This window comes from Terrabacter sp. 01T434 (assembly GCF_056398545.1).
This window is the reverse complement of record NZ_JBFTPP010000008.1, coordinates 34419-59687: the sequence shown is the minus strand read 5'-3', so window position 1 is coordinate 59687 and position 25269 is coordinate 34419. Positions and strand designations below refer to the sequence as shown.

At 73.0% G+C, this 25269-nt stretch carries 26 protein-coding genes; 20 read left to right on the top strand and 6 right to left on the bottom strand.

Annotation, left to right across the window (positions count from 1 at the left end; genetic code table 11):
• Positions 1-14 precede the first annotated feature (14 nt).
• Genes cydD through galE form a run of 5 tightly spaced genes read left to right on the top strand, consistent with a single transcriptional unit; the run spans position 15 to position 5810 of the window.
• Positions 15-1616 carry a thiol reductant ABC exporter subunit CydD gene (cydD, locus tag AC1DIW_RS16735; protein WP_478109592.1) on the top strand — a complete coding sequence of 534 codons (1602 nt, stop codon included), beginning with the start codon at positions 15-17 and terminating at the stop codon, positions 1614-1616.
• A complete protein-coding gene (gene cydC, locus AC1DIW_RS16730; protein WP_478109590.1) occupies positions 1613-3394 on the top strand; it encodes a thiol reductant ABC exporter subunit CydC in 1782 nt (593 codons plus the stop codon). The genes cydD and cydC overlap by 4 nt, the downstream gene beginning before the upstream one ends.
• Positions 3395-3406: 12 nt before the next feature.
• A complete protein-coding gene (locus AC1DIW_RS16725) occupies positions 3407-3817 on the top strand; it encodes a BlaI/MecI/CopY family transcriptional regulator (RefSeq protein ID WP_478109588.1) in 411 nt (136 codons plus the stop codon).
• A gap of 38 nt (positions 3818-3855) precedes the next feature.
• The gene (locus AC1DIW_RS16720; RefSeq protein WP_442279454.1) at positions 3856-4752 is read left to right on the top strand and encodes a M56 family metallopeptidase; all 897 of its coding nucleotides are present in this window, start codon (positions 3856-3858) and stop codon (positions 4750-4752) included.
• A 41-nt stretch (positions 4753-4793) separates the two neighbouring features.
• Positions 4794-5810 carry a UDP-glucose 4-epimerase GalE gene (gene galE / locus AC1DIW_RS16715; RefSeq protein ID WP_478109586.1) on the top strand — a complete coding sequence of 339 codons (1017 nt, stop codon included), beginning with the start codon at positions 4794-4796 and terminating at the stop codon, positions 5808-5810.
• A 47-nt stretch (positions 5811-5857) separates the two neighbouring features.
• On the opposite strand, the gene AC1DIW_RS16710 is transcribed toward galE, so the two are convergent.
• Positions 5858-7207: an MFS transporter gene (locus tag AC1DIW_RS16710; protein ID WP_442278824.1), complete on the bottom strand. Its 1350-nt coding sequence runs from the start codon at positions 7205-7207 to the stop codon at positions 5858-5860.
• 9 nt (positions 7208-7216) lie between these two features.
• Positions 7217-7636, bottom strand: a complete 420-nt coding sequence (locus tag AC1DIW_RS16705; protein ID WP_442278823.1) for a YybH family protein — start codon at positions 7634-7636, stop codon at positions 7217-7219.
• 129 nt (positions 7637-7765) lie between these two features.
• On the opposite strand from AC1DIW_RS16705, the gene AC1DIW_RS16700 reads away from it, so the two are divergent.
• From AC1DIW_RS16700 to AC1DIW_RS16660, 9 genes are all read left to right on the top strand, one after another.
• Positions 7766-8311 carry a low molecular weight protein-tyrosine-phosphatase gene (locus AC1DIW_RS16700; RefSeq protein ID WP_478109584.1) on the top strand — a complete coding sequence of 182 codons (546 nt, stop codon included), beginning with the start codon at positions 7766-7768 and terminating at the stop codon, positions 8309-8311.
• 4 nt (positions 8312-8315) lie between these two features.
• The gene (locus AC1DIW_RS16695; protein WP_478109583.1) at positions 8316-9107 is read left to right on the top strand and encodes a VOC family protein; all 792 of its coding nucleotides are present in this window, start codon (positions 8316-8318) and stop codon (positions 9105-9107) included.
• A gap of 37 nt (positions 9108-9144) precedes the next feature.
• The gene (locus AC1DIW_RS16690; protein WP_478109581.1) at positions 9145-9939 is read left to right on the top strand and encodes a VOC family protein; all 795 of its coding nucleotides are present in this window, start codon (positions 9145-9147) and stop codon (positions 9937-9939) included.
• Between the two features lie 96 nt (positions 9940-10035).
• Complete coding sequence (gene purB, locus AC1DIW_RS16685) at positions 10036-11448, top strand: adenylosuccinate lyase (protein WP_478109580.1); 1413 nt, start codon at positions 10036-10038, stop codon at positions 11446-11448.
• 117 nt (positions 11449-11565) lie between these two features.
• The gene (locus tag AC1DIW_RS16680) at positions 11566-11991 is read left to right on the top strand and encodes an MmcQ/YjbR family DNA-binding protein (protein WP_478109578.1); all 426 of its coding nucleotides are present in this window, start codon (positions 11566-11568) and stop codon (positions 11989-11991) included.
• A gap of 51 nt (positions 11992-12042) precedes the next feature.
• Entirely contained in the window at positions 12043-12324 is a 282-nt protein-coding gene (locus AC1DIW_RS16675) for a metal-sensitive transcriptional regulator (protein ID WP_442278817.1), read from the top strand.
• 89 nt (positions 12325-12413) lie between these two features.
• Positions 12414-12635 (top strand): heavy-metal-associated domain-containing protein, encoded by a 222-nt coding sequence (locus AC1DIW_RS16670; protein ID WP_478109576.1) that lies wholly within the window; start codon positions 12414-12416, stop codon positions 12633-12635.
• The gene (locus tag AC1DIW_RS16665) at positions 12632-14950 is read left to right on the top strand and encodes a heavy metal translocating P-type ATPase (protein ID WP_478109574.1); all 2319 of its coding nucleotides are present in this window, start codon (positions 12632-12634) and stop codon (positions 14948-14950) included. The genes AC1DIW_RS16670 and AC1DIW_RS16665 overlap by 4 nt, the downstream gene beginning before the upstream one ends.
• A gap of 72 nt (positions 14951-15022) precedes the next feature.
• On the top strand, positions 15023-16012 hold the full coding sequence (locus AC1DIW_RS16660; protein ID WP_478109573.1) for a hypothetical protein: 990 nt from the start codon (positions 15023-15025) through the stop codon (positions 16010-16012).
• 108 nt (positions 16013-16120) lie between these two features.
• Here the strand turns inward: AC1DIW_RS16660 and AC1DIW_RS16655 are convergent, their stop codons facing one another.
• Positions 16121-16756, bottom strand: coding sequence for a VOC family protein (locus AC1DIW_RS16655; protein WP_442278813.1), 636 nt, complete (start codon positions 16754-16756; stop codon positions 16121-16123).
• Positions 16757-16896: 140 nt separating this feature from the next.
• A complete protein-coding gene (locus AC1DIW_RS16650; protein ID WP_478109806.1) occupies positions 16897-17754 on the bottom strand; it encodes a TrmH family RNA methyltransferase in 858 nt (285 codons plus the stop codon).
• A gap of 106 nt (positions 17755-17860) precedes the next feature.
• Between AC1DIW_RS16650 and AC1DIW_RS16645 the strand changes: the two genes are divergently transcribed.
• The 6 genes from AC1DIW_RS16645 to AC1DIW_RS16620 all read left to right on the top strand — a co-directional run bounded on the left by AC1DIW_RS16645 (position 17861) and on the right by AC1DIW_RS16620 (position 23106).
• The gene (locus AC1DIW_RS16645; protein WP_478109571.1) at positions 17861-18274 is read left to right on the top strand and encodes a VOC family protein; all 414 of its coding nucleotides are present in this window, start codon (positions 17861-17863) and stop codon (positions 18272-18274) included.
• A 66-nt stretch (positions 18275-18340) separates the two neighbouring features.
• Complete coding sequence (locus AC1DIW_RS16640) at positions 18341-18901, top strand: cysteine hydrolase family protein (protein ID WP_478109570.1); 561 nt, start codon at positions 18341-18343, stop codon at positions 18899-18901.
• Positions 18902-19003: 102 nt separating this feature from the next.
• Positions 19004-19774, top strand: a complete 771-nt coding sequence (locus AC1DIW_RS16635; protein ID WP_442278810.1) for a response regulator transcription factor — start codon at positions 19004-19006, stop codon at positions 19772-19774.
• Positions 19771-21162 carry a HAMP domain-containing sensor histidine kinase gene (locus tag AC1DIW_RS16630; RefSeq protein ID WP_478109568.1) on the top strand — a complete coding sequence of 464 codons (1392 nt, stop codon included), beginning with the start codon at positions 19771-19773 and terminating at the stop codon, positions 21160-21162. The genes AC1DIW_RS16635 and AC1DIW_RS16630 overlap by 4 nt, the downstream gene beginning before the upstream one ends.
• A gap of 28 nt (positions 21163-21190) precedes the next feature.
• Positions 21191-21883, top strand: a complete 693-nt coding sequence (locus AC1DIW_RS16625) for an NADPH-dependent F420 reductase (RefSeq protein WP_478109566.1) — start codon at positions 21191-21193, stop codon at positions 21881-21883.
• A gap of 170 nt (positions 21884-22053) precedes the next feature.
• The gene (locus AC1DIW_RS16620) at positions 22054-23106 is read left to right on the top strand and encodes a TerC family protein (RefSeq protein ID WP_478109564.1); all 1053 of its coding nucleotides are present in this window, start codon (positions 22054-22056) and stop codon (positions 23104-23106) included.
• A gap of 90 nt (positions 23107-23196) precedes the next feature.
• Here the strand turns inward: AC1DIW_RS16620 and AC1DIW_RS16615 are convergent, their stop codons facing one another.
• Positions 23197-23820, bottom strand: a complete 624-nt coding sequence (locus AC1DIW_RS16615; RefSeq protein ID WP_478109562.1) for a hypothetical protein — start codon at positions 23818-23820, stop codon at positions 23197-23199.
• Positions 23821-24029: 209 nt separating this feature from the next.
• Positions 24030-25256 (bottom strand): RNA polymerase sigma factor, encoded by a 1227-nt coding sequence (locus AC1DIW_RS16610; protein WP_478109804.1) that lies wholly within the window; start codon positions 25254-25256, stop codon positions 24030-24032.
• Positions 25257-25269: the final 13 nt, after the last annotated feature.

The following is a 25269-nucleotide window of genomic DNA, read 5'->3' as shown; positions in this document are numbered from 1 at the left end:
AGAGCACGGACTCCGTGAAGCCCTTAGACCCACGACTCCTCCGGGTGGTCCCGGCCGCCCGGAGGCCGGTCGTCGTCCTCGCCGCCGCCGGCATCGCGAGCGGCCTGACGACGATCGCGACGGCCTTCGCGCTGTCGGCGGTCGTCGTGGCCGTCGTCGAGGGGCGTGACCTCCTCACGCCCCTCGCTTGGCTGCTCGGGCTCTTCGCGGTGCGGGCCGTGCTCGCGGCGGTGACGGAGCGGGTGGCCGCGTGGGCCGGCGTCTCCGTGTCGTCGGCGCTGCGGGCCGCGCTGCTGCACCGGTGGGGCACCGTCGACGCGGACGACCGCCTCGAGCCCGGCGCCGCCGTCTCGCTCGCGACCGCGGGCACGGCAGCCGTCGAGCCGTATGCCGCCCGCTTCCTCCCGACACTCGTGACCGCTGCCGTCGTGCCGGCTCTCGCCATCGCGACGCTCGTCGTCGTCGACTGGCCGAGCGCTCTCGTCGTGGCGCTCACCCTGCCGCTCCTGCCCGTCTTCGCCGCCCTCATCGGCAAGGCGACCGCCGAGTCGACCGAGCGGCGGTGGTCGGCACTGGCGGCGCTCTCGGGCCACTTCCTCGACGTCGTCCGCGGCCTGCCGACGCTCGTCGCCTACGGGCGGGCCCGGCGGCAGGTCTCGACGGTCCGTGAGGTCAGCGACCGGCACCGCCGCGCCACGATGGAGACGCTGCGCATCGCGTTCCTGTCGTCGGCCGCGCTCGAGCTGCTCGCGACGATCTCGGTCGCACTCGTCGCGGTGACGGTCGGCCTGCGCCTGTCCACCGGGTCGATGGCCCTGGGTCCGGCGCTCGTCGCGATCCTGCTCGCCCCCGAGGCCTACTGGCCGGTGCGCCGGGTCGGAGCGGAGTACCACGCCGCCGCCGACGGCGCCGTGGCCCTCGACGCCATCCTCGCCCAGCTGGAACCCGCTCCCTCCGACCTCTCTTCCAGCTCCCCGTCGGGGAAGGTCGCTGGACGTGTCGGGGAGGTGCGGCTGCGCGCCGTCTCCTACGCGTATGCCGGGTCGCCGGCCCCCGTCATCCGTGACCTCGACCTCGTGGCCGGCCCCGGGCTCACGGTCGTGACCGGCCCGTCCGGCGTCGGCAAGTCGACGCTGCTCGACCTGGCAGCCGGACTGCGTCGGCCGACGGCCGGCACGGTCGAGGCGCCGGCCTCGCACTACGTGACACAGCGGCCGTTCCTCGCGACCGGGACCGTGCGCTCGGCGCTGACGATCGGCCATCCGGCCACCGACGACCAGCTCTGGGAGGCCCTGCGCGCGGTCGAGGTCGACGGTGTCGTCGCCGCCCTGCCCGGTGGCCTGTCCGCCGACCTGGGCGACGACGGCTTCGGCCTGTCCGCCGGGCAGCGCCAGCGTCTCGCCCTGGCCCGTGCCTGGCTCGCGCCCGAGACCCTCCTGCTCCTCGACGAGCCGACCGCCCACCTCGACCCCGAGGGCGCCGAGCACATCGCTGCCCTCGTCGCCGAGCTCGCCGAGCGCCGTGTCGTCATCGCCGTCACCCACCGCGACGAGCTGCTCGCCCACGCCGACCACCACCTCGTCCTCACCAGCTCCCGAGAGGAGGCCTCACGATGAGCAGCCCCACCCGGCGGGTCTGGTGGCCCTCTGCCGGCACGGTCCGCGGCGGCTTGCTCGGTGGCATCGCGACCGCCGCCGGCATGGCGCTCACCGCGACATCGGGCTGGCTCATCGTCCGAGCGTCCGAGCAGCCGGTCATCCTCACGCTGCTCACCGCGATCGTCGCCGTCCGCGCCTTCGGCATGGCGCGACCCGTGTTCCGCTACTGGGAACGGCTCACGAGCCACGACGCTGCCCTCGCGCTTCTCGCCGAGCGCCGGACGTCGGCCTACGAGGCCCTCATCCCACTCACTCCGGCCCGCCTCGGACGACGCCGCCGATCCGACGTGCTCACCGGGGTCGTCGACGACCTCACCGACGTCGTCGACGCCCAGGTCCGGGTCACGGTCCCGGTCATCTCGACGGCCGTCGCCGGCGGCATCGTCATCGCCCTGACGATGGTGCTCGCTCCCCCCGTGGGCCTCGTCATGCTGGGGCTCGGGCTCGTCGTGTGCCTCATCAGCGCGTTGGCCGTTCGGCTCGAGTCCCGTTCCCTCCCAGAGCTGCTCGCTGCCCGCGCCGAGGTGATGCGCGTCAGCGAGCTCATGTCGAGCCAGGCCGGTGAGCTGCGTGCCGTCGGCGGCTGGCACACGGCGCTCGGCTGGCTGGACGACGCCCACGCCGCGCTCGACCGGGCCACGCGGCGCATCAGCGCCGGCCGCGCGGCCGCATCCGCCCTCTTCCTCATCGCCGTGGGCGCAGCCGTCGCGGTGACCGCGGTCATCGCCCAGGACCTCGCCGTCTCGACCCCCGTCAAGGCGCTCCTCGTGCTCACGCCGGTCGCGGTCACCGAAGCCATCACCCCGCTCGTCGACGCCATGCGCGCCCTGGCCCGGGCCCGGGGCAGCGAGCACCGCATCGACGCCCTGCTCGACCTCGCGCCGGCCGTCGCCGACACCCACTCCGGCATCCCCGGCCATGCGGACGTCGACGCGTCGGGCACCCGGCCCGGGCACACGGCATACGCCCGCAGTGACGTCGAGACTCGCGGGCTCACGGCCTCGTGGACGGGCGCGCGCACCGACCTCACGGCAACCGACCTCGACGTGCCGGCCGGCAGCCGCATCGCGGTCACCGGCCCCAACGGCAGCGGCAAGTCGACCCTGCTCGCCGTGCTCGCCCGCCACCTCGACCCGTCGGGTGGCACCTACCGGTTCGACGGCACCGACGCGCTCGAGCAGCCCCTCGAGGAGACCCGCGCGCGCATCGCCGTCGTCGACGACGAGACCCACGTCTTCGCGACGACGTTGCGGGGCAACCTCGCGCTCGCCCGGCCCGACGCGGACGACGCAGCGATGGAGCGCGCCCTGCGCGCCGCGGGCCTCGCGCCCCTGCTCGAGAGCCTGCCCGACGGGCTCGACACGACGCTCGGCTCCACCGGCCGCGGCCTCTCGGGGGGTGAGCGCGCCCGGCTCGGCATCGCCCGCGCCCACGTCAGCGGGCGCCCCGTCGTGCTCCTCGACGAGCCCGTCGCACACCTCGACCCGCCGACGGCCCGCGCCGTCGTCGAGGACCTGATCCGAGGTGGTGCCGCGCCGGGTACGACACAGGTGGCGGGCACCGACACGCCCGCGCAGACGATCATCATCGTGACCCACCGCGACGACGGAGCCGAGCTGTTCGACCGTGTCGTCGAGGTGCGGCGCCAGCCATCGGGGACGATGGCGAACACCAGCGCAGGACCGGATGCCCACCTGGGCGACCGCACGCACGAAGCCGACCCGCCACGTCGGTAGATTGGACCCGCCATGCCCACCACTCCGCGAAACCGTCTCGGCGACCTCGAGCGCGCCGTCATGGAAGAGCTCTGGACCACCGCCGACGCCCACCCCGAGGGCCGGACGGTGCGCGAGGTCCATGACGCGATCGGGGTCGAGCGCGGACTCGCCTACACGACCCTCATGACCGTGCTGGACCGGATGGCGAAGAAGGAGCTCGTCCGCCGTGAGCGCGACGGCCGCGCCTGGCGCTACACCGCCGCGTCGACCCGGGCCGAGCTGACGTCGGAGACGCTGCACCACACGCTCAGCGAGCTGGCCGGCGACAAGCGCCGCACCGCCCTGCTGCACTTCCTCGACGAGTCGACGGCCGAGGAGATCGACGAGCTCAAGGCGGCCCTGGCCGCGCTCGAGGCCCGCCGACCCGAGCGCGCCGGCTGATGGCCGACCACGTGGCCGGACGCCGCACCACCTGAGCCGTGCTTGTCGTCGCGGCCCTCGTCGTCCTCGCGGTCCTGCTCGCGTGGCCGGTGCCGCGCGCCCTGGCTCGGGCCACGTCGTTGCGCCGCGCCCCCCGGTCCGCGCTGGTGCTCTGGCAGGCCACGGCGGTCGCCGCCGTGCTCGCCGCGCTGCTCGCCGCGCCGGCGGCGATCCCCCTGCTGGTCGGCCGTCAGGTGCGGCTGTCGGAGCACTGGGTCGTGGTGGTCGTCGCCGCCGCACTCAGCGGGCTCGTCGCGGTGCGCCTGCTGCTCTCGGGCGACCGCGTCGGCCGCAACCTGCGTGCCGCACGCCGCCGCCACCGGGATCTCGTCGACCTGCTCGGCGTCCCTGGTGAGGGCGCCGACCGGCACATGCGCGTCCTCGAGCACACGACCCCGACCGCCTACTGCGTCCCGGGCGTACGCCGTCGCGTCGTCCTGACGCAGGGCACCCTCGACCGACTCGGCCCCGACGAGCTCTCGGCCGTGCTGGCCCACGAGCGCGCCCACCTCAGTGCGCGGCACGACCTCATCGTCGAGTTCTTCACCGTCGTCCACGAGGCGGTGCCCGGCTTCCTGCGCTGCGATGCGGCGCTCCGGGAAGTGCTCCTGCTCATCGAGGTGCTCGCCGACCGCGCCGCCGTCCGGCGGGCCGGCCCGGTCAGCACGGGGCGGGCGATCGTCGCCATGGCGGGCGGTCCGAAGCCTGCGGGCGCCATGGCGATGGCCGACAGCACCCGGGTCGCCACCGCACGCATCGGGTTGCTCGATGCCGAGCACATCGCGGGGCTGCCGGTCCCCGTCGTCGCCGCGGGGATGTATGCCGTGTCGGCCGTCCTCGTCGTGGCGCCCCTCGCGCTCTACCTCGCCGCGATCGCCGGGCTGACCGTCGTCTGAGCCGCTCCCGGGCGGGGGACCCGAGTCGATAGGGTGGCGCCATGCGCGTACTCGTCAGCGGCGGAGCCGGCTACATCGGCTCGCACACCGTGGTCCAGCTCATCGCCGCCGGGCACGACGTGCTCATCGTCGACAACTTCGCCAACAGCAAGCCGACGGTGGTCAACCGTCTCGAGGCCCTGACCGGCACGCACCTGCCCGTGCACGCCTTCGACCTGACCGACCACGACAAGACCGAGCACCTCTTCGCCACCGAGAAGATCGACGCCGTGATCCACTTCGCCGGGCTCAAGGCCGTCGGGGAGAGCGTCGAGCTGCCCCTCGAGTACTACGAGAACAACCTCGGGTCCACCTTCTCCCTCGTGCGCGCCATGCGTCGCCACGGCGTCGACAAGCTGGTCTTCAGCTCGTCCGCCACGGTCTACGGCACCAACCAGGAGGCCGCCACCGAGGACCGCACGACCTCGGCGACCAACCCCTACGGCTGGACCAAGGTCATGCAGGAGCAGATCCTGCGCGACGTGGCCGCGGCCGACCCGACCATGCGCTTCGCCCTGCTGCGCTACTTCAACCCGGTCGGCGCCCACGCCAGCGGCACCATGGGCGAGGACCCGCAGGGCATCCCCAACAACCTCGTGCCCTACATCTCGCAGGTCGCGGTCGGCCGCCGCGAGTACCTCCAGGTCTACGGCGACGACTACCCGACGGCGGACGGGACGGGCGCCCGGGACTACATCCACGTCGAGGACCTGGCCGCGGGACACCTCGCCGCGCTGACGAAGCTCGGCACGATGGACGATTCCGTCGGCGTGTGGAACCTCGGCACCGGCCACGGCACCACCGTCCTCGAGATGCTGCACGCGTTCGAGCGGGCCGTGGGCCGCGAGCTGCCCTACCGCGTCGTCGGCCGGCGCGCCGGCGACGTCGCCGTGTCGTTCGCCGACCCGGCCAAGGCCAACTCGGAGCTGGGCTGGCGCGCGACCCGCACCATCGACGACATGTGCGTCGACACGTGGCGGTGGCAGAGCGCCAACCCCACCGGCTACCCCGACGCCTGACCGACGGGAGGAGCCCGTCCCAGTCCCAGTCCCAGTCCCAGTCCCCGTCAGGGGCGGGGGTCGAGGGCGTCGTAGTGGCGGAACGACGGGACCCGCGCGACCGTGACGAGAACGAGGACGACGACGAGGACGCCGCCGACGACGGGCGGGACCCACGTCGCCGTCAGGGTCGCGAGGGTGCCGGCGAACATCTGACCGAGCCGGGGACCGCCCGTGACGACGACCGTGAAGACGCCCTGGGTGCGGCCGCGCAGGTGGTCGGGCACCGCTGACTGCAGGATCGACTGGCGGAAGATCGCGCTGATGTTGTCGGATCCGCCGGCGACGGCGAGGCAGAGGGCCGCGAGCGCGAGGGCCGACCGGTTGACGGCACCGAAGTCGCTCGACGCCACGGCGTGCCCACCGATCTCGGTCACGGCGAGCACCACTCCGAAGCCGAGGATCGCCAGGCCGTAGGAGACGATCGCGTTGCGGATCGCCAGCCCCTGCCACCGCAGGCCGGTGACGCGACCGGATCCGAGACTCGACACGATGCCACCGACGGCGAACGACGCGAGCAGGATGCCTGCCGTGACCGACCCACCGCCGATGACGATCGCCCCGACGGCGGGGAAGAGCACCATCGGCTGGCCGAAGGTCATCGCGATGATGTCGACGACGAAGCTCATCCGCACGTTGGGCGCCCGGCGCAGGTGCGTGAGCCCGTCCACGACCGACCGGAATCCCCCTGCGGCGACGTGCTCCCCCTCGGGCCGGATGCGAGGGAGCGTCCAGAGGCCGAAGAAGCCGGCGACGAAGAGCACGACGTCGACGGTGTAGGTCCAGGCATAGCCGGCCCGCGCGACGAGCACGCCGGCGATGCCCGGCCCGACCGTCACCATGACTCCCGCCGAGATGCCGAGCAGGGCCGCCGCCTTGGGCAGCTGCTCCTTGGGCAACAGGCGCGGCGTGATCGCCTGGCGCGTCGCGGAGGCGATGGTCGCGCCGACGGCGTTGACGGTGGTGATGACGTAGAACATCCAGACCACCTCGGCGCCGGCCCACGTGATCGAGGCCAGGACCACGGTCGAGGCCCAGGCGACGGTCGAGGCCGACAGGGCCACGGTGCGCCGGTCGAAACGGTCGGCGATGGCACCCCCGTAGAGGCCTGCGACGATCATCGGCAGCAGGGAGAACCACGCGACGAGCGAGACCATGAAGGTCGACCGGGTCAGGTCGTAGATGTGCAGCCCGACGGCCGTGTTGGTCACGAACGTGCCGATGCCGGCGAGGGTGTTGCCGAACCAGAGCCGGGCGAACGCCGGACTCACCCGCAAGGGCGTCAGGTCGACAAAGTGCGAGCGACGCGCGTGGTCGATCGGCGCTGGCGCCCCAGGTCCGGGAGGTGCGTCGGTCACAGAGCGAAACTACGCCACGGCCAGGGTGTCCGACGGCGCGGGGATGCAGGCCTCCACCTCGCGAAGCCGCGAGCCGTCGCGGACCCACACCCACCGGCCGTCGGCGGTGCGACGGGCGACCTGGGTGCGCACCGTGCCGTCGGCGGTCGTGGACGTCGTCATGGCGAGATCCCCGCTGATCACGGCACGCGAGCTGACGGCAGCGCCGTCGCCGCCCAGGACCCCGGCAGCCATCGCCGCGGCGAGCGCCTCGCGGATGGCGGCAGGGCCCGCCGCCTCGCGACCGCGCGGCAGGCTCACGACGGCGTCGGCGGCATACAACCCCACGACCGCGTCGAGGTCGCCCGCGGCGACGCAGGCGGCGAAACGGGACTCGAGGGCCTCCGGGGCGTCAGCCCCCACGGCGGTCGGGTGCGCGGTCGTCGTCATGGGCACACCGTGTCATCGGCCACTGACACCGCCGCCATATGTACCTTCCGTGGGCACTCGCGACACCACTCTCAAGCAGAGCCCGGGCTACCAGCCTCGGCGCGCGGTCGGCGGTGTTGAATGGGCACCATGTCGCCTCGCCCACTCCACGTCACCTTCGTGTGCAGCGGCAACATCTGCAGGTCCCCCATGGGGCACGTGATCCTCCAGCGCATGGTCGACGACGCCGGTCTGTCCGACGACGTCCGGGTCAGCTCGAGCGGCACCGGTGACTGGCACGTCGGCGAGCACGCCGACCCGCGCACCGTCGAGGTCCTCGCCCGCCACGGCTACGACGGGTCGCGGCACCGGGCCCGGGAGTTCGACCCCGACGAGTTCGACGAGTTCGACCTCATCCTCGCCTCCGACGAGGGACACGTGCGCACCCTGAACCGGCTGGCCCGCGCGCCGCACCACCGCGGCAAGATCCGGCTCGTGCGCGAGTTCGATCCGGACGCCGTGGCCGCCGGCACCCTCGAGACGGGCGACCCGTGGTACGGCGGAGCGGAGCACTTCGCCCGGTGCTTCGCCGAGGTCGAGGCCGCGTGCCGTGGCATCCTCCTCCACGTCAAGGACCAGCTGGACGGCCGACAGGCCGACGGCCTGCAGCAGCGCGTGGACACCGACCACCCCTGACCCGATGCGAGACGTGAACCTGACCGTGCCCGACTACCCCTACGGCTCCCCGTGCTGGGTCGACCTGCTCGTCAGCGACGTCCGGCGCGCGAAGACCTTCTACGGCGAGCTCTTCGGCTGGCAGTGGCTCGCCGGGGACCCCGCGACCGGCGGCTACACGATGGCCCTGCTCGACGGGCATCCCGTCGCCGGCATCAGCCGCAAGCCCGACGACGCCCCCGTCCGGAGCCAGTGGACCACCTACCTGCGCGTCGGTGACATCGAGGTCGCCGAGCGCGCCATCAACACGTACGGCGGTCGCACCCTCGGGCGTCCCGTCGCCATCGGGGCCCTGTCGCGCACCCTCATCGCCGTGGACCCCGGCGGGTCGTACTTCGGCGTGTGGGAGCCGGGCGACCTGCCCGGCAGCGGTGTCCTCGACGAGCCGGGCTCGCTGACGTGGAACGAGCTGCTGACGCGGGACTTCGACCGTGTCCAGACCTTCCAGCTCGCCGTCTTCGGCCACGAGTTCACTGACGAGACGGAGCCCGGAGGTCCGCGCTGGGCGACGGCCCACACGGGCGACGGCAACCCGGCCTTCGGGCTGGCGGAGATCGACGACGAGTGGCCGCGGGAGATCCCGCCGCACTGGGTCGCCTCCTTCGCGACGCACGACGTCGTCCCCGGGCTGGACCGGGCCCTCGAGCTGGGGGCCACGCTGCTCCAGGGCCCGTTCGACGGCCCCTACGGTGTCGGTGCGGTGCTGAGCGGGCCTGAGGGAGAAGTCTTCTCGCTCCTCGTCCCCGACCTCGCCTGACCACGACACCAACACACCAACACACCAGGAGCCACCCGTGCCCGTCCACGAAGGGCCGTTCGCGCCCGGCACCCCCTGCTGGGCCGACGTCATGGTCGACGACCTCGACCGCGCGCGTGACTTCTACGGCAGCCTCTTCGGGTGGACCTTCGAGGCCCTGCCTCCCCAGGCCGGCGGCTACGTCATGGCCCGCAAGGACGGCCACGTCGTCGCAGGTGCCCTGGCCAAGAACCCGGACGACCCGGGCCAGGTCAGCGCATGGACGGTCTACCTCGCGACCGACGACGTCGACGACGCCGTCCGACGCGCCAGGGCGGCGGGTGGCGTCTTCTTCCTCGAGCCCACGAACGTGCTCCGGGTGGGGCGCATCGCCGTCGGCGCCGACCCCGCAGGCGCGGCCTACGGGCTGTGGCAGGCCAAGGAGCTCAGCGGCGCCGACCTCGTCGACGAGCCCGGTGCACTGTGCTGGGCCGAGTCGATGAGCCGCGACTACGACGCGAGCACCCGCTTCTACTCCGACGTCGTCGGCTACCGGCTCCAGGAGATCGGCGAGGGCGGCGTCCGGTACTCCGTCGCCAGCCTCGACGGTCTGCGCGCCGTCGCCGGCATCGGCGCCATCCCGGCGCAGGCCCCGGCCGCCGTGCCGTCGCACTGGATGGCGCACTTCGCCGTGGCCGACTGCGACGCGTCCGCCGAGCGGGTCACGACCCTCGGCGGCTCCGTCGTGCAGCCGCCCGTCGACACCCGCTACGGCCGGATGGCGCTCGTCGCCGGCCCCGAGGGCGAGACGTTCTCGGTCATGCAGCTGCCCGAGCCGTCGACGACCGACTGACCGAGGGCGTATGCCGTGTGCCCGGGACCGCGCGCGGCCGCCCGACGGCGGCGGACGGCATACGAACCACTCCCCTCGCTCTGGGAGGATGTCGGCATGGTTTCGCTTGCTGACGCAACCCCGCCCATCGCGCTCGGGGCGCTCGACGGCCGCTACCGCGGCGCCGTCGCGCCGCTCGTCGACCACCTCTCGGAGGCGGCCCTCAACCGGCAGCGCGTGCACGTCGAGATCGAGTGGCTGATCCACCAGACGAGCCACGGGGTCGTGCCGGGCGTCCGCAGCCTCACCGACGACGAGATCGCCGCGCTGCGGGCGGTCGTCGACGACTTCGGCACCGACGAGGTCGCCGAGCTCGGCGACATCGAGCGGGTCACCGTCCACGACGTCAAGGCCGTCGAGTACTTCCTCAAGAAGCGCCTGACCGCCATCGCCCCTGCCGAGGAGGACAAGGGCCTCGCCGAGCTCATCCACTTCGGCTGCACGAGCGAGGACATCAACAACCTCTCCTACGCGCTCATGGTCAAGGGCGCCGTCGAGCAGGTGTGGCTGCCGCGGGCGCGGGCGCTCGTCGCCCAGGTGGCGGAGATGGCGCGCGACCTCAAGGACGTGCCGCTCCTCGCCCACACGCACGGCCAGCCGGCGACGCCGACGACGATGGGCAAGGAGCTCGCCGTCCTCGCGCACCGCCTCGGCCGCCAGCTGCGGCGCATCGAGGGTCAGGAGTACCTCGGCAAGTTCAACGGCGCCACCGGCACCTTCGGTGCCCACGCGCTCGCCCTGCCCGACGTCGACTGGCCCGCCGTGTCGCGCGCCTTCGTCGAGGGGCTCGGCCTCACGTGGAACCCGCTGACGACGCAGATCGAGAGCCACGACTGGCAGGCCGAGCTCTACGCCGACGTCGCGCGGTTCAACCGCATCCTGCACAACCTCTGCACCGACGTGTGGACCTACATCTCGATGGGCTACTTCGCCCAGGTGCGTGGCCAGGGCACGGTGGGGTCGTCGACGATGCCGCACAAGGTCAACCCGATCCGCTTCGAGAACGCCGAGGCCAACCTCGAGGTGAGCAACGCGCTGCTCGACGTCCTGGGCGGCACGCTCGTCCAGAGCCGCCTCCAGCGCGACCTCACCGACAGCTCGATGCAGCGCAACATCGGCACGGCCTTCGGACACTCGCTGCTCGCGCTCGACAACGTCGCCCGCGGTCTCGCCGGCCTCGACGCCGTGCCGGAGCGCATGGCGGCCGACCTCGAGTCGAACTGGGAGGTGCTCGGCGAGCCGATCCAGTCGGCGATGCGGGCCCTGGGCGCGCAGGGCGTCCCCGGCATGGAGGAGCCCTACGAGCGGCTCAAGGAGCTGACCCGCGGCCGCCGGATCGACGGCGACGACCTGCGCGAGTTCGTCCGGGGGCTGGGGCTGCCGGCCGACGTCGAGGCCCGCTTCGTCGCCCTGACCCCGCAGACCTACACGGCCCTCGCGAGCCGGCTCGTCGACGACTACCTCCCCTGACGGCATACCCCCTGATCGAGAGAGCGATCCGTCCGCCGAGCGCCCACGACACGCCCGGCGAGACGCGGACGGATCGCTCTTTCGATCGGCGGGGAGGGCGGGCTACTGTGCGTCAGCATGGCCCGATCCCGCCGCGCCAGGCTCCGCGACCTCGACGAGGCAGCTCTCTCGCTGCCGGAGGTGACGCGCGACCCGCCGACGGGCGGGCGACCCTCGTTCCAGGTGCACGGCAAGACCTTCGCCTTCTCCCGTGGGCCACGCAAGGATGCGGTCGACCCCGCCACGGGCGAGCTGTACGACGACGTCCTCGCCTTCTCGTGCACGGCCGAGGACAAGGAGTCGATGGTCTCCGACCCGGAGTCCCCCTGGTTCACGACGCCGCACTGGAACGGCTACAACGCCGTGCTGCTCCTCGAACGCGACCTCGGCCGCCTCACCGTCGCCGAGCTGCGCGAGGTCGTCACGGACGCCTGGCTGGCGAAGGCGCCGAAGCGGCTCGCCCGGACCTTCCTCGAGGCAGACGGCGCGCCCTCCCCCCAGTGAGCGGGAAATACCCCAAGGGGGTACCGTGGTTCTCGACGAGAAGGAGGTGCCATGGCCGGTTACACCGGGAGCAAGGACGACTACCTCAAGCGCCTGCGCCGCATCGAGGGACAGGTGCGGGGCGTGCAGAAGATGGTCGACGCGGACACGTACTGCATCGACATCCTGACCCAGGTCAGCGCCATCACCAAGGCCCTGCAGGCCGTCAGTCTCGGGCTGCTCGAGGACCACGTGGCGCACTGCGTCGTGGACGCGGCGCGCGAGTCCGACGAGGCCGCGCAGACCAAGGTCCGCGAGGCGTCCGAGGCCATCGCCCGGCTCGTGCGGAGCTGACCGTGAACCAGTCCGACACCGCTCCGAACACGCGCCCGACCATCCCACCGACCCCCACCTGGGCCGGCACGACGCCCGAGGAGGCACCGATGAGCCAGACCGTCCACACCGAGATCACCGTCGCCGGGATGACATGCGGCCACTGCTCGGCCGCCGTCACCGAGGAGCTGACGGCCCTGCCCGGCGTCACCGACGCCGCCGTCGACCTGCACCCCGGCGAGGACTCGCCCGTCACCATCACGAGCGAGGCGCCCCTCGACCGTGCTGCCGTCGACGCCGCCGTCACCGAGGCGGGCTACAGCCTCCGATGAGCGACACCCTGTCCCCCTCCACGACCGCCGAGCACCCACCCGAGGAGGTGCGGCTCGCGATCACCGGCATGACGTGCGCCTCCTGCTCGGCCCGCATCGAGCGCAAGCTCGCCAAGGTCGCCGGCGTCCAGTCCGCGACGGTCAACCTCGCCACCGAGAAGGCGCAGGTCCGCTTCAGCGCGCCGGTGACGGTCGATGCCATCGTCGCCGAGGTGCAGAAGACCGGATACGGCGCCAGCGTCCTCGACGACACTCCGCGCGCCGAGACCGGGTCGGCCGCCGGTCCGACCCCCGGCGCCGGCGAGCTGCTGCGCAAGCTGCAGGCGAGGTACGCCCGCCAGCACACCGGCCCCGACGACCAGGCCCACACCTCCGACGACCAGGGCGACCACCTCGGACACACGCCCGCCCAGGACGTGCTCAAGCCGCGCCTCATCGTCGCCATCGCGCTGACGATCCCGGTGCTGCTCCTCGCCATGGTGCTGCCGACGTTCGCCGCGAGCCCCTGGCTCGAGCTCGCGCTCGCCACCCCCGTCGTCTTCTGGTGCGCCTGGCCCTTCCACCGCGCCGCCGCCGTCAACGCACGCCACCTCGCCTCGACGATGGACACCCTCGTGTCGCTCGGGGTGCTCGCCGCGTGGGGCTACTCCGTCGTCGAGCTGCTGCAGGGCGGCATGCACCTCTACTTCGAGGTCGCCTCGGTCGTCACGACGTTCCTGCTCGTCGGCCGGTTCCTCGAGGCCCGCGCGAAGGACTCCGGCAAGGACGCCCTGCGTTCGCTGCTCGACCTCGGCGCCAAGGACGTGTCGGTCCTGCGCATCGACCCCCGGTCGCGGATCACGAGCGAGACCCGGATCCCCGTCGACGAGCTCGTCGTCGGCGACCAGTTCATCGTGCGTCCGGGCGAGAAGGTCGCGACCGACGGAGTCGTGCGCGACGGCTCGAGCGCGGTCGACGCGAGCCTCGTCACCGGCGAGTCCACCCCGGTCGACGTCTCCCCCGGCGACCCCGTCACCGGCGGGTCGATCAACACGACCGGCCGCATCGTCGTCGAGGCCCGCAAGGTCGGGGCCGACACGATGCTCGCCGGCATCCAGCGGCTCGTCGAGACCGCACAGACCGGCAAGGCCGACGTCCAGCGCCTCGCCGACCGCGTCTCGGCCGTCTTCGTGCCGGTCGTGCTCGCCGTCGCCGTCGTCACGTTCGTCGCCTGGCTCGCCACCGGTCACGACCTCGCGACCTCGCTCGCCGTCGCAGTGACGGTCCTCATCATCGCCTGCCCGTGCGCGCTCGGTCTCGCGACGCCGACGGCCCTGCTCGTCGGCACCGGCCGGGGCGCGCAGCTCGGCACCCTCATCAAGGGGCCGCAGGTGCTCGAGGACACCCGCCGCGTCGACACCGTGGTGCTCGACAAGACGGGCACCATCACCACCGGGGAGCTGCGCCTGCGCAGCATCGCCGTGCGCGGGACCCTGTCGAAGACGGCGGCCCTCACCGCTGCCGCGGCCGTCGAGCAGGGCAGCGAGCACCCCGTGGCCCGCGCCGTCGTCGACGGTGCCCGCCTGGCACGCCTCGAGCTGCCGCGCATCCGCGACTTCCAGGCCAACCCCGGCGAGGGCGCGACCGCACGCATCAAGGACACCGAGGTCACCGTCGGCAAGGCCGTCCTCTTCGAGGGCGTGGCCCCCGAGCTGCTCGAGCACGCCCGCAACAACGCCGGCACCACGGTCTTCGTCGGCTGGGACGGCGTCGCCCAGGCGGCGCTCACCGTCGAGGACACGGTCCGCGACTCGTCGAAGGCCGCCATCGCCCGCCTGCGGGAGCTCGGCCTCACCCCGTACCTGCTCACCGGTGACAGCGCCTCCAACGCGCGCAGCGTCGCCGAGCAGGTCGGCATCGACGCCTCCAACGTGCGCGCCGACGTGCTGCCAGCCCAGAAGCACGAGGTCGTCACCGAGCTGCAGCAGTCGGGACGCGTCGTGGCCATGGTCGGCGACGGCGTCAACGACGCGGCCGCCCTCGCCCAGGCCGACCTCGGTCTGGCCATGGGCTCGGGCACCGATGTCGCGATGGACTCCGCCGACATCGTCCTCGTGCGCCCCGACCTCGACGCCGTCGGCGACGCGATCGGCCTCTCCCGCGAGACGCTGCGCATCATCAAGCAGAACCTCGCCTGGGCGTTCGGCTACAACACGGCGGCCATCCCGCTCGCGGCGTTCGGCCTGCTCAACCCGATGATCGCCAGCGCGACCATGGCGCTGTCGTCGGTGCTCGTCGTCAGCAACTCCCTGCGCCTCAAGCGGTGGACACGGTGACCGGCTGACGCCGATGGCAGGATGACCCGGGTGCCGGACGACCCGGCAGCTCACGACAGGGGAGGTTCGACGATGACGTCGACGACGGAAGCGCCGCGGGCGGCGCCGCCAGACGAGCACCACAGGCGGCGGGTCCGCTCGAGCCTGTGGCCGGTGCCGCTGCTCGCCGTCCTCGGGTGGTTCGTCGGGCTGTTGCCGTGGCTCGTCCGCCGGTCCAGCCAGGGGACGTTCGGCACCCCGTGGAACCCTCGCAACGACCTGCGCAGCGCCCTGCTGCCCTTCCACCACCAGCTGCTCATGCCGCTGCTCGTCGTCGCCGTCATGGCCGGCGTCTTCGCCGGCTGCGCGCCGGTGTGGAACGCCCGTCGGCGCAGGCGGCGCCTCGGGCTCGCGGCGCTCGCGACGCTCGGCGCCGTCGTCGCCACCGGCTGGTCGGTCGCCCAGACGCTGGCGCCCGACCCCGAGCTCGGCGGCTCCGGCACCACCGCCGGCCAGGTCCGCCTCGCCTTCGTCGCCCTCACGGTCATCGGCGTCGTCACAGGTCTCGTGCTCGGCCTCGTGATCTCGCTCGGCGGCCCGGCGCTCCGGGTGGTCGCCGCCGCGCCCGTCGCCGTGGTCGGCGCCGACTGGCTCGGTCAGCTCGCGCTCGGCACCGTGCGCGAGCTGGCACCACCGACGTGGCTGCCGACGGTCCTCGCGGCCCTCTCGGGCGTCGTCGTCGGAGCACTCCTCGCCGCCACGGTCCGCAGCCGGCTCGTGGTCCGGGTCGTCGCGTGGGTGTGCGCCCTCGCCCTGCTCGCCCTCACCGCCGCCGCCCTGACAGCCGCCCGCTACGTCCTCGAGGCCCTGCGCGGCACGCCCGTGCGCGGCGCCGACGTGAAGGAGCTGCTCGTCGACGGGCTCCAGGTGTTCGAGCGGTCGCTGTCGTCGACGCTGACGGGAGCGGGTCTCCCGCCCTCGCCGCCGCTCACCGCCGTGCTCGTCGCCGTCGTCGTCGGCGTCGCCGGCACGGTCCTGCTGCGCCGAACCCTCGGGGCATCGTCGGGTCGGCCACTCGACTGACCCCCTCCGGTCGCGGGCGCGGCCGGACGGCATACGTCCTCGGAACGACGAGAACGGCGGCCACCCCACAGGGGTGACCGCCGTGTCGCGTGCGAGTTGATGAATGCGTCAGATGGTGACCTTGCCGCCGGGGGTGTCGAAGGTGACCGACAGCAGGCCGGGGGTGCCGTGGGGGGCGACGAACGTGAAGTCGATGCCGCCCTTGTCGAAGGTGTCCTCCGGGCCGAGCCACTCGCGCACGCGCTTCGGGTCACCGGCGATCTGGAGGTTGTCGATCGAGACCGACGTGTCGGCGCCCGCCGAGGGGTGCACCGTCATGTCGTCCCACTCGATGAAGTAGGGGACCTGCGGGTCGGCCATGAGGCCCTTGATGCCGAGCTGTCGCCACTTGAGCTCGGTCCCGTCGGGGCGGTGCCGGTTGCCGAGGACGGCCTCGCGACCGAGTCGCTGCTCGACCTTGGCGATGTCGTCGACGGCGACGACCCAGCCGAGCCAGCCCCCGCCGGCCTCGGAGGCCGCGCGCACGGCCTGACCGAAGGGCGCCTTGTCGGACGCCGGGTGGTCGAGCACCTCGACGACCTCGAGGTAGTGGTCCTTGGCCAGGGGGAAGATCACGTTGCGCGTGCCGAAGCGGGGATGCACCCCTCCGTCGACCGGCGCGACGCCGATGAGGTCGGACAGTCGGGCGGCCGTGGCCTTGAGGCCACCAGCCTCCGCTGCATAAGAGACGTGGTCAACTCGCATACAGAACATCGTGACACACGCCAAGGGATGCTTTTGACCAGCCCTCCCCCTCTCTTGCAGAGGTCGTCACACGCGTCACACGGACGAAACCTGACGGTCATGTCGTATGCCGTCCCGCGGGCTCCCGAGACCGTGACGGGTCAGCGCGCGTCGCGTTGACGAACCGCCTCGTAGAGCACGATCGCGGCCGACGCGGCGACGTTGAGACTGTTCGCCTTGCCGCGCATGGGGATCCGGACGCGGTGCGTGCCGGCCTCGAGCAGAGTCCGGTCGGCGCCGTGCTTCTCGCTGCCGACGGCGATCGCGACACGACCGGTGTAGTCGACGTCGGTGTGCAGCAGGTCGGTCTCGGGGGTGGTGACGACGAGACGGATCTCGTGGGCGGCCAGCCAGTCGAGCGCCTCGGCGGTCGTCGCGCTCGCGGCGGGCACCGCGAAGACGGTGCCCTTGCTGGCGCGCACGACGTTGGGGTTGCCCCAGTCGGTGACGGGATCGGCCGCGACCACGGCGTCGACCCCGGCTGCGTCGGCGGTACGGAGCATGGCGCCGAGGTTGCCGGGCTTCTCGACTCCCTGGCTGAGCAGGGTGAGGTGGTCGGGTCCGTCGACGTGCAGGTCGGCGAGGTCGACGCCGACGCGGCCGACGACGGCGATGAGGCCGTCAGGTCCCTCGCGGTAGCTGACCTTCTCGAAGGCGTTCCGGCTGAGGTGGACGACCTCGACGCGGTCGTGCCGCAGCCGGGCGAGCAGGTCGACCTGGTGGCCGATGTCCTGCGACCCCGCCCGGCCGGCGGGGCTGAACAGCTCCTCGCACACGTAGACGGTGCCGGGACGCACGCCGGCCGAGAGGGCGAGGCCGATCTCCTCGTAGCCCTCGACGAGGGTCTGGCCCGTCTCCTCCCGGGTCCGCCGTCGGCGCAGGCCGAGCAGGCTCTTGAGGCGAGGGTTGGACGCGGAGCTGATCGTCAGCTCGCGGGTGGGGTGCACCGGGTCCGTCATCTTCGTCATGGCCGGCCCAGCATCCCATCCGTGCGCCGGTGCCGCGAGGGCGCCGCACGAGCGCCCCCGTTCGTAGAGTGAGGGCGTCCCTGACCGAGGAGGCTCCGTGACCGAGTTCCCCCGCCTGATGCACACCGCGCTCGACACGACCGACGCCCGCGGTCTGGCCGACTTCTACTGCGAGCTGCTCGGTCTGCACTGCCGGCCGGGTGACGAGCGACCGGCCACCGGGCCCGACGACGCCGACTGGATCGTCCTGCTCGACGCGGACGACGTGCGACGGCTCGCCGTCCAGCAGGTCGACGAGCTGGCCCGCTCGACGTGGCCGAGCCACGAGGTGCCGATGCAGCTCCACGTGGACTACGCGGTCCCGACCCTGGCCGAGCTCGAACGACACCGCGACCGGGCCCTCGCGCTCGGCGCGACCGTGCTCCTCGACCGCACCGCCGACGACGGGGAGCCACTCGTCGTGCTCGGCGACCCGGCCGGTCATCCCTTCTGCCTTCTCGTCGCCCCGTGAGGCCCCCGACCGTCGGCGGGTCGGCGTAGCGTCGGTGGCGACGCAGAGCTCGAGGCAGGAGACGCGATGACCACCTTCGAAGGACGGCCCAACTCGGCCCTGCTCGTCGTCGACGTGCAGAACGACGTCGTCTCCGGCGCGTGGGACCGCGACGGCGTCATCGCCCGCATCAGCGACCTCGTCGGCAAGGCGCGCGCCGAGCACGTGCCCGTCATCTGGGTGCAGCACTCCGACGACAACATGCCGGCCGGCAGCGACGGCTGGCAGTACGTCCCGGAGCTGACTCGCGACGAGTCCGAGCCGCTCGTCCACAAACGCTACGGCGACTCCTTCGAGGACACCGACCTGGAGGCGGTGCTGGCCGAGCGACAGGTCGGCCGGGTCGTCGTCACCGGCGCCCAGACCGACGCGTGCATCCGGTCGACGCTGCACGGCGCCCTCGTCCGCGGCTACGACACGACGCTCGTCGAGGACGCCCACACGACCGAGGACCTGCGCCAGTGGGGTGTGCCGGTCTCTCCAGAGCAGGTCATCGTCCACACCAACGTCTCGTGGTCCTGGGCCGAGGCGCCGGGCCGCACGGGCGACGTCGTGCCGGCGGCCGACATCGACTTCGGGGCAGGCTGAGCCACAGCACCCGACGCGAGCGCGGGTGTACCGGCCCGTTCCCTGACACGACTCGAACACGAGCGTGACGCGGACGCCGCCCGTGCTCACTACGCTGCGAACGTGTCCTCCGAGCCCGGCACCAACCCCGACCCACGTCCGGACCCCCGTCCGGACCCGCGTCCGGACTCCGGCCGCGGACTCGTGCTCGTCGTCGAGGACGAGCCGGCCATCGCGGACGTGCTGCGGCTCAACCTGCGCGCCGCCGGCTACGGCGTCGAGGTCGTCGGTGACGGCGCAAGCGCCCTCGACGCGGCGCGCGACCTGCGGCCGAGCGCCATCGTGCTCGACATCGGGCTGCCGGTGCTCGACGGCATCGAGGTGTGCCGACGCCTGCGAGGCGGTGGCGACTGGACGCCCGTGCTCTTCGTGACGGCCCGCGACGACGAGGTGGACCGCATCGTCGGTCTCGAGCTCGGCGCGGACGACTACGTCACGAAGCCCTTCTCCCCGCGGGAGCTCGTGGCACGGCTCGGGGGCGTGCTGCGGCGCACTCGCGGGGACGCCGCGGCCCCCGAGGTGCTCCGCGCCGGTGACCTCACCGTCGACCTGACGAGCCACGAGGTCCGAGTCGCCGGCCGGGACATCGCCCTGACGGCAACGGAGTTCGACCTGCTGAGCCACCTCCTGCGCCGACCGGGGGTCGTCTTCACCCGCGAGCAGCTGCTCAGCGAGGTGTGGGGGTATGCCGCGACGGCCGGCGGGCGCACCGTCGACGTCCACGTGGCCCAGGTCCGGGCGAAGCTCGGCGACGCGAGCCCGATCCGCACCGTCCGCTCGGTCGGGTATGCCGCCGAGCGCCCGCCCGTGGGCGACGCCCGGTCGCGACCGTGACCGGCGGGCGCGGCACGCTCTCGCGACGGATCGTCCTGCTCGCCGTCGGCGTCGCGGTGCTGACGGCGCTGCTCGCCGGGCTGCTCGCCGTGAGCCTGACCCGGACGTCGGTCGACGACTCGGCGCGAGGCACGCTCGCGGCGATCGCCGACGCCGCCGCCGAGCGGGCCGACTCGGGAGCGGCCGCCCGGGTGTCGCAGAACCGGGCCGTGCGCACCCTGGGGACGCTGGGCATCGAGTCCGCGAGCGTCGGCCGGGCCGGCGCCGTCGCGTCGACGAGCCCCCTCGCCCGCGACGCCCTGACCCCGTCGCGTCGCTCGGCCCTGCTCGCCGGCGACTCCATCTCGGACAGCGACGTCGTCGACGGCACGCCGGTCCTCATCGAGGGGCGTCCCACCGAGGCGGGCGGCATCGTCCTCGTCCAGCGCCGGTCGGACGCCACCGCCGACTCGGACCGGCTCGTGCGGCGGGTGCTGCTGGCCCTGCTCATCGCCGCGCTCGTGGCCGTCGTCGTCAGCATCATCGTGGCCCGACGCCTGGCCCGGCCGCTGCACCGCACGGCCGATGCGGCGCACGCACTCGCGGCCGGGCGACGCGACGTGCGCGTCCCCGTCGAGGGCCCCGCCGAGGTGGCCGAGGTCGCGAGCGCCCTCAACTCCCTGGCCGGATCGCTCTCTCGGTCGGAGGGGCGCCAGCGGGACTTCCTCCTGTCGGTGTCGCACGACCTCCGCACGCCCCTCACCGGCATCAGCGGCTACGCCGAGTCCCTGGCGAGCGGTGTCGTGCCGGCGGAGGAGACGGCTCGGGTGGGAGGTGTCGTCCTGACCGAGGCCAAGCGGCTCGAGCGGCTCGTCGGCGACCTGCTCGACCTCGCCCGGCTCGGCGCGGACCGGCCCAGCGTGGCCCCGGAGCACACCGACCTCGTCGCACTCGGACGGGAGGTCGAGTCCGTCTGGTCGAGGCGGTGCTCCGCCGTCGGGGTGCCTTTCGCTTTTGTCCCCACCGTGGCCCAGGCCTGGACCGTCACCGACCCGGCGCGGGTGCGTCAGCTCGTCGACGGCCTCCTCGAGAACGCCCTCCGCGTCACGCCGTCCGGACGACCGGTGCTCGTCGAGGTGCGGCGCGAGGCGGGTCCCCGAGGAGACGTCGACGTGGTCGAGGTGCGCGACGGAGGGCCGGGCCTGACCGACGAGGACCTCGCCGTCGCCTTCGAGCCGTCGGTGCTGCACGAGCGCTACCGGGGCCTCCGACCCGTCGGCACCGGCCTCGGCCTCGCCATCGTCGACCGGCTCGCTCAGGTGCTCGGCGGCACCGTCGAGGCCGGGCACGCGGCCGAGGGAGGCGCACGCTTCACCCTGCGCCTCCCCCACCGGGACGGCGTGGAATGAGGCACCCCGCTCCGCGGTTGACCACCGCATGACCACCTGGGGATTCATCGGCAGCGGCAACATCGGCAGCACCGTCGCCCGGCTCGCGATCGCGGCCGGTCACGACGTCGTGCTCAGCAACAGCAGGGGACCCGAGACCCTCGCGGACCTCGTCGGCGAGCTCGGCCCGCACGCACGCGCGGCGACGGCGCAGGAAGCGGCGAGCGCCGGCGACATCGTCGTCGTGACGATCCCGCTCAAGGCCTACCGCGACATCCCGGTCGACGAGCTCGCCGGCAAGGTCGTCATCGACACGATGAACTACTACCCCCAGCGCGACGGACAGATCGAGGCGCTCGACGACGGCTCGACGACGAGCTCCGAGCTGCTCCAGGCGCACCTGCCGCAGTCGCACGTCGTCAAGGGCTTCAACAACATCTTCTTCCAGCACCTGCGCGACCTCGCCCGACCGGCGGACCCGACCGGCTCCGACGAGCGCAGCGCCCTCGCCATCGCCGGTGACGACGCCTCGGCCAAGGACACCGTGCGTCAGGCGCTCGACGCCCTGGGCTACGACACCCTCGACCTCGGGCCGCTCGCCGAGGGCTGGCGCACCCAGCCCGGCCAGCCGGCATACGGCATGCAGTACGCCGCCGACGAGAGCGACTGGGCGGCCGGCGCCCGTCGAGCCGGGAGCGACGAAGTGGCGGGACTCGCCGTGCGGGCCGTGCGCGAGGTCTGACCCCCGACCCTCGACAGCCGTTTGGGCGGTGTCCCCGCCACCCGTAGACTCCTCCGCGAGGGGAGTACTTCCTCGCGCGCTCCGGTCAGTACGGCGGTCCCACGACCGCCCCGGTCCGCGGCCGACGGCAGTCGGTGAAGGAGACCTCAGACATCGTTCTGAGGAGACCCGTGCTCACTGCCCTGTCCGCCGCCACCCCGGCGCCGCCCGCACGCTCACTCGAGTCGATCGGCTCGCCGACGCTGTGGCTCGCGACGATCTTCGGCGTCGCCGCCCTCTTCGTCATCGACTTCCTCATCACGCGCCGCCCGCACGACCCCAGCATGCGCGAGGCGATCGGCTGGTCGGCTGTCTACATCGCCATCCCCGTGGCCTTCGGTGGCTGGCTCTGGTCGCAGTACGGCTCCCAGCAGGGGGTGGAGTACTACACCGGCTACCTCGTCGAGAAGTCGCTCTCGGTCGACAACCTCTTCGTCTTCATCATCCTGCTCTCGTCCTTCGCCGTCCCGCGTGAGCTGCGCCAGCGGGTGCTGCTCATCGGGGTCGGCGGCGCGCTCGTGCTCCGCGGCGTCTTCATCGCGCTCGGCGCGCAGATGATCGCCAGCTTCGCGTGGACCTTCCTGCTCTTCGGCGCGATCCTGCTCGCCACCGCGGTCAAGGTCGGTCGCGACGCGCTCTCGCACTCCGACCACGGCATCGACGTCGACCAGCTGCGCAGCGTCAAGGTGATCCGCCGCTTCCACCCCGTCACCGACGCGTATGCCGGCACGAGCCTGACCGTCCGCGAGGGCGGGAGGCGCGCCCTGACGCCGCTCGCCCTCGTCGCCATCGCCATCCTCGGCACCGACATCGTCTTCGCGATCGACTCGGTGCCGGCCGTCTACGGGATCACCGGCGACCCCTACCTCGTCTTCGCCACCAACGCGTTCGCCCTGCTCGGCCTGCGCGCTCTCTACTTCGTCCTCGAGGGCGCCCTGGCCAAGCTCGTGCACCTCGGGCACGGGCTGTCGCTCATCCTCGCCTTCATCGGCATCAAGCTCGTCCTGCACTGGGCGCACGGCGTGTGGCCGGGCGTCCCGGAGATCCCGACGCTGCTCTCCCTGGGCGTCATCCTCGGCATCCTCGCCGTCGTCACCGTGACGAGCCTGCTCTCCAACCGGCGGGCGGAGGACGAGCATGCGGGCGAGTCCGACGACGAGCCGATGTCCGTGCCGCAGGCCTGACCGCCCCGACCGAACGGCCCCGTGCCCACGTCCCGACGTCGGGACGTGGGCACTCGGCCGGGGGAACCGTCTGCGGCGGGGCGCCGCGCCTCAGCTCGTCGCGCTCGGGGAGGGCGTGCTGCCGGGCTGGGGCGTCGTGGCCGCGAACACGACGACGCGAGCCTTCGGGTTCGTCGCGCCGAGGCCGGTCACGACCGCCTTGGAGCCGACCTTGACGGCGCCGATCGTCGAGTCGGTGCCCTTGCCCTTCGTACGGGCGCGGACCTTGGTGTCGGCAGCGACGGTGAACGTCAGGGAGAAGCCGTCCTTCGCCTTGACGGTGATCGAGCTGCCCGAGACCGCGGTGACGTCGCCGCGGATCGCCTGGTGGGTGACGAAGCCGCTCTTGCTGTTCGTGACCCACACGCCGTGCAGGCCCCGCAGCAGCCGCGCACGCAGTGCCTTGCGGTCGCCCTGGCGGGCGTCGGCGCCCGTCGTGCCGTCGACGGCCGGCGTCTCGAGGGCCGCGTTGACGAGGTCGACGGTGTCGGCATCGGTGGCGGCCGCGGTGGCGTCGTGCTGCACCTGGCCGGCGCCGATCGCGCTGGTGGCGGTGCCGTTCGCATCGGTCTTCGAGCAGGCGCCGAGGGCAAGGCTGCCGAGGACGAGGACGGCAGCCCCGAGGGCGGTGGAGGAGCGCAGCAGGCCGGTCGTCCGGCGCGTGTCGGTGTTCATGGGAACCACACTCCCGCACGCAGGTGAAGCATCGGTCCGGGTCGTGTTCGGATCGTGTTCGGGCGGCCCGGTGGCACCCGGCGGGGCGGTCGGGGGCGTGTGCCGTCAGGCGAAGATCGGGCCCACGGCCGGGTAGGCGGCCGTGAGAACCGTGCGCGCCGCCGTGAGCGAAGGGACGTCGCGGCCGCTCCCCCCCGGCCTCGGGGTCGTCAGACCGGTCCGGCGGCGCGTCGCAGGAGAAGCGACCTCTCGACGTCGTTCTGGGTCATCTCGGCAGCCCGGACGAACTCCGCACGGGCCTCGCCGTCGCGCCCGAGGCGCGCCAGGAGGTCTCCGCGGACGCTCGGGAGCAGGTGGTAGTCGGCGAGGCCGCCGGAGGCGACGAGCCCGTCGACGACCTCGAGCGCGGCGCCCGGGCCCTCGGCATAGGACAGCGCGACGGCCCGGTTGAGGTCGATGACGGGCGACGGGCGGATCACGCCGAGCTGCCCGTAGAGCGCGACGATGCGCCCCCAGTCGGTCGCGTCGGCGGTGCGGGCGCGCGCATGGCAGGCCGCGATGGCCGCTTGCAGGACGTACGGCCCTGCCGCATCCTGAGCCGGGTCGAGGAGCGACACGGCGCGGTCGAGTGTCGCCAGGGCGTGCCGGATCAGGGCCCAGTCCCACTGCGTCCGGTCCTGGTCGAGGAGCAGGACGGCCTCGCCGTCGCGGCCGATGCGGGCGCGGGTGCGCGACGCCTGGATCTCCATGAGCGCCAGCAGCCCGTGCACCTCGGGCTCGCGGGGCGCGAGCGCCGACAGGACGCGGCCGAGCCGGATGGCCTCCTCCATGAGGTCACCGCGCACCCAGTCCCGACCCGACGTGGCGGCATACCCCTCGTTGAAGATGAGGTAGACGACCTCGAGCACCGATGCGAGTCGCGGGGGCAGCTCGGCACCCGACGGGATCTCTACGGTGACGCCGTCCTGGCTCAGGGTCTTCTTCGCCCGCGAGATCCGCTGCGCGACGGTCGCCTCGGTGGTGAGGAAGGCTCGGGCGATCTCGCGAGTCGTGAGTCCGCCGATCATCCTCAGGGTCAACGAGATCCGCGCCTGGGCGGTGAGAGCCGGATGGCAAGCGGCGAAGATCAGGCCGAGGACGTCGTCGTCGATGTCCTCCAGGGCCGCGTCGAAGTCGCCCTCGGCCAGCTCGGCCACTCTCAGCTCCTCCAGGTGTCCGACCTGCTGCAGCTTGCTCGCGAGGTTGACGTCGCGGCGGATGCGGTCGATGGCCCGCCGTCGCGCCGTCGCGGTGAGCCACGCACCCGGTTTGTGGGGTATGCCGTCACGGGTCCACTGCTCGAGGGCCTGCACGAACGCGTCCTGCGCGAGGTCCTCGGCGAGGCCGACGTCGCCGACCAGCCGGGCGACGACGGCCGTCACCTTGGCGGCCTCCATGCGCCAGACCGCC

Coding starts and splice junctions, on each gene's coding strand:
- cydC (WP_478109590.1), top strand. CDS start 1,613: ATGAGCAGCCCCACCCGGCGGGTCTGGTGGCCCTCTGCCGGCACGGTC.
- AC1DIW_RS16725 (WP_478109588.1), top strand. CDS start 3,407: ATGCCCACCACTCCGCGAAACCGTCTCGGCGACCTCGAGCGCGCCGTC.
- galE (WP_478109586.1), top strand. CDS start 4,794: ATGCGCGTACTCGTCAGCGGCGGAGCCGGCTACATCGGCTCGCACACC.
- AC1DIW_RS16705 (WP_442278823.1), bottom strand. CDS start 7,636: ATGACGACGACCGCGCACCCGACCGCCGTGGGGGCTGACGCCCCGGAG.
- AC1DIW_RS16700 (WP_478109584.1), top strand. CDS start 7,766: ATGTCGCCTCGCCCACTCCACGTCACCTTCGTGTGCAGCGGCAACATC.
- AC1DIW_RS16695 (WP_478109583.1), top strand. CDS start 8,316: ATGCGAGACGTGAACCTGACCGTGCCCGACTACCCCTACGGCTCCCCG.
- purB (WP_478109580.1), top strand. CDS start 10,036: ATGGTTTCGCTTGCTGACGCAACCCCGCCCATCGCGCTCGGGGCGCTC.
- AC1DIW_RS16680 (WP_478109578.1), top strand. CDS start 11,566: ATGGCCCGATCCCGCCGCGCCAGGCTCCGCGACCTCGACGAGGCAGCT.
- AC1DIW_RS16675 (WP_442278817.1), top strand. CDS start 12,043: ATGGCCGGTTACACCGGGAGCAAGGACGACTACCTCAAGCGCCTGCGC.
- AC1DIW_RS16670 (WP_478109576.1), top strand. CDS start 12,414: ATGAGCCAGACCGTCCACACCGAGATCACCGTCGCCGGGATGACATGC.
- AC1DIW_RS16665 (WP_478109574.1), top strand. CDS start 12,632: ATGAGCGACACCCTGTCCCCCTCCACGACCGCCGAGCACCCACCCGAG.
- AC1DIW_RS16660 (WP_478109573.1), top strand. CDS start 15,023: ATGACGTCGACGACGGAAGCGCCGCGGGCGGCGCCGCCAGACGAGCAC.
- AC1DIW_RS16655 (WP_442278813.1), bottom strand. CDS start 16,756: ATGCGAGTTGACCACGTCTCTTATGCAGCGGAGGCTGGTGGCCTCAAG.
- AC1DIW_RS16650 (WP_478109806.1), bottom strand. CDS start 17,754: ATGACGGACCCGGTGCACCCCACCCGCGAGCTGACGATCAGCTCCGCG.
- AC1DIW_RS16640 (WP_478109570.1), top strand. CDS start 18,341: ATGACCACCTTCGAAGGACGGCCCAACTCGGCCCTGCTCGTCGTCGAC.
- AC1DIW_RS16625 (WP_478109566.1), top strand. CDS start 21,191: ATGACCACCTGGGGATTCATCGGCAGCGGCAACATCGGCAGCACCGTC.
- AC1DIW_RS16615 (WP_478109562.1), bottom strand. CDS start 23,820: ATGAACACCGACACGCGCCGGACGACCGGCCTGCTGCGCTCCTCCACC.
- AC1DIW_RS16610 (WP_478109804.1), bottom strand. CDS start 25,256: ATGGAGGCCGCCAAGGTGACGGCCGTCGTCGCCCGGCTGGTCGGCGAC.